The following is a 2,871-nucleotide window of genomic DNA, read 5'->3' on the forward strand; positions in this document are numbered from 1 at the left end:
ACGCCCAGCGGCGCCACGGCGGTCCAGCTCGGGTTGGAGCGCGTGATGTAGGTGTCGCCGCCGTTCATGTTGAAGACGCCGGCCTCGTCGGTCTTCTGCACGGCAATCGGCGGGACCTGCCCGTTGCCGCTCCACAGCAGCACCCGCACGGGCTTGCCGGGCGGCGCCAGCTTGGTGTTGATGTACTGGATGGACCCGCCGATCTCGCGGTCAAAGCTGAAGCGGTAGTTCGGGATGTCGAGCGCGAAGGCGTCTTCGATGTCGGACGTGGCCTTGTACGGCGGCTCGGGCGGATGCGTGGTGCGCAGCCAGTCGAACGGGTGCGAGAAGGTGTGGCTCGCCACCTCCACATACGGCTGCGCAAAGATGGTGCGCGCGATCGGCTCCAGCTGCGGCGTGAGCTTGGGGTACATGCCGTCGGCCGCCACCTCGCCTTCGATGATCGACACCGTGGTGGGTACCTTGTAGCGCTCCCAGATCTCGCGCAGCAGGGCCTGGCCGGAGAACTCGCCGGGCGGGAACTCGGTGCGCGAGGCAAAGCCGTCGCCGTCGATATGCACGGTCAGCAGGCGGCGGCCGTTCTCGGTGGTGGTGTCGGGCACCGGCATGGCGGGCAGCGCCAGCGCGCGGCGCAGGAAGTCCAGCGGCTGGATCACCCAGCGCGCCTGGTCGACGTCCTGCATGCGGAACACGCCAAACGGCTGCAGCACGTAGCCGCCCCACGGCGTGATGGCCGCCGCGTCCACCGTGTAGCTGCCCGCCGACAGCCGCAGCAGCGATTGCGCGCCCGGCACGCTCGGGTCCACCTGCACGCCCACGGCGAGGCGCCGGTCGGGGTGCGGCTGCAGCTCGAAGCCGACCATCGGGTCACGCGAGACGATGGACAGCGGCCCCGACGGCGTGCCAGGCACGGTCTTCAGGCCCAGCGTGCGCGCCATCGACGCGTCCATGGTCATGCCGAACTGGTTGAACATCGCCACGCGCACACCCGCGCCCACGGTGCGCTTGAGCCAGGCCGCCCAGGCGGCCGAGTGCGGCGCGTTGGCATCGAACCACGTCACAACCCCGGCGTAGCGGTCGGGCGTGACGGTGGGCAGCGGCTGGTAGGCGTCGGCAAAGTCGGTGCGGTAGCCGAGATAGTTGAGCGGCATGGACAAGTACAGCACCGCCAGCGTGGTGTTGGTGCTGGTGCCAGGCTCCTGCGGCTCGACCAGCAGGATGCGCCGCGGCATCACCTCCAGGCGGCCGATGCCGATCATGTCGGCGCCGGGCGTGGTGGCGTAGCTGGTGACGCCAGCCGCACGCGCGACATTGGCGGTGTCGCGCAGGCAGGTGCGGCTGTAGGTGGCGCAGTAGTCGAGTGCGATGGCGGGCAGGTGGTACTGCTCGCCGAGCTTGCGCAGGGTGGCGATGCGCGCGGTGCGGTCGGCGTCGGACACCTCCTGCAGCGCGTCCTCGCCGGTGCGTTCGCGCACCAGCCCGGGGGTCACCACGCCGGAGAGTTGCGGCGCGAGCGTGTCGAGCCAGGCGGTGCCGCCGGCCAGCAGCTTGGCCTCGGGCGCCCGGGCGTGCAGTGCCTGCACCAGGGCGGCCACGGCGTTGCCGGCGTCGGGCGCGCTGCGCTGCAATGCGTCCAGCCCGTCGAGCAGGAACCCCTTGTAGCCCTGCGCCAGGAGCGGCGCGAACAGGCGCTCGATCACGCCGCCCGGCCAGTCGGCGCCGCGCATGGCGTCCTGCTGCAAGGACAGGTCCACCCGTGCCAGCCACAGCGTGGGCGACGCGCGCAGGCCCTCGAAGCTGTCGACGCGCGCCGGGTCCAGTACCACCCAGTCGAAGGCCTGCAATTCGGGCACCGGCACATTGCCGCCGTAGTACACCGCGATCTGCGGGGCGGGTTGGCCGATGGGTTCGGCCGCCCGCAGTGCCGGGCACGCCAACACCGCCGCCGCACCCAGCCACGCCATCCAATGCCACTGCCGCCGCTTACCTGCCGGCCACCTTTGCTGCATCCTGCACCCCGACCAGAAACACCATCTGATAATTTTTGAGCATTCTGTCGGATGCCGGGCGGATTGCAAACTGTTTGCGCAAACAGACGCAGCGGTGGCGGATCAGAAGGCCGACTTCACCACCCCGCCATCCACCCGCAGCGCCGCCCCCGTGGTGGCCGCCGACAACGGGCTGGCGACGTAGGCGACCAGGCTGGCCACCTCCTGCGGTGTGGCAAAGCGCTTGATGAGCGAGGTCGGCCGCGCGGTCTCGAAGAAGGTCTTCTCGAACGCCTCGAAGCGCTGCCCGCCGGAGAGCTTGCCGACGAATTCGTCCACCCCCTCGGAGTGCGTCGGGCCGGGCAGCACCGCATTCACGGTGACAGCGGTGCCGGCGCACAGCTCGGCCAGCCCGCGCGAGAGGCCCAGCAGCGCCGTCTTCGTCACACCGTAGTGGATCATCTCGGCCGGGATCTGCACGCCGCTCTCGCTGCTGATGAAGATGACGCGGCCCCAGTTCTGCGCGCGCATGCCAGGCAAGTAGGCGCGCGCGAGGCGCACGCCGCTCATCACGTTCACGTTGAAGAAGCGCAGCCACTCGGCATCGTCGATGGCCTCGAACGGCTTGGGGTCGAAGATGCCGAGGTTGTTGACGAGGATGTCGACGGCGGGCACGCGCGCCACCAGCGCGGCGGCCTGGGCGGGGTCGGCGAGGTCGCCGGCAAAGGCCTCGACGTGGGCGTCGGGCACCTCGGCCAGCAGGCGCGCAACGGCGTCGGCCACCGAGGCATCGGTGCGGCCGTTGAGGATGACGCGCGCGCCCTCGGCGGCCAACGCAACCGCGATGGCATGGCCAATGCCCTTGGTGGAACCGGTCACAAGT

2 protein-coding genes are annotated in these 2,871 nt (G+C 70.3%); both read right to left on the minus strand.

The features are described from left to right. The coding region (locus QZ609_RS26075) for a bifunctional glycoside hydrolase 114/ polysaccharide deacetylase family protein (protein WP_295501280.1) at window positions 1-2,009 on the minus strand (2,009 nt) is incomplete at its 3' end. A gap of 102 nt (window positions 2,010-2,111) precedes the next feature. Then, on the minus strand, window positions 2,112-2,871 hold a 760-nt coding region (locus QZ609_RS26080), incomplete at its 5' end, for an SDR family oxidoreductase (protein WP_295501283.1).

The organism is uncultured Ralstonia sp. (assembly GCA_913056305.1).
Classification (GTDB): domain Bacteria; phylum Pseudomonadota; class Gammaproteobacteria; order Burkholderiales; family Burkholderiaceae; genus Ralstonia.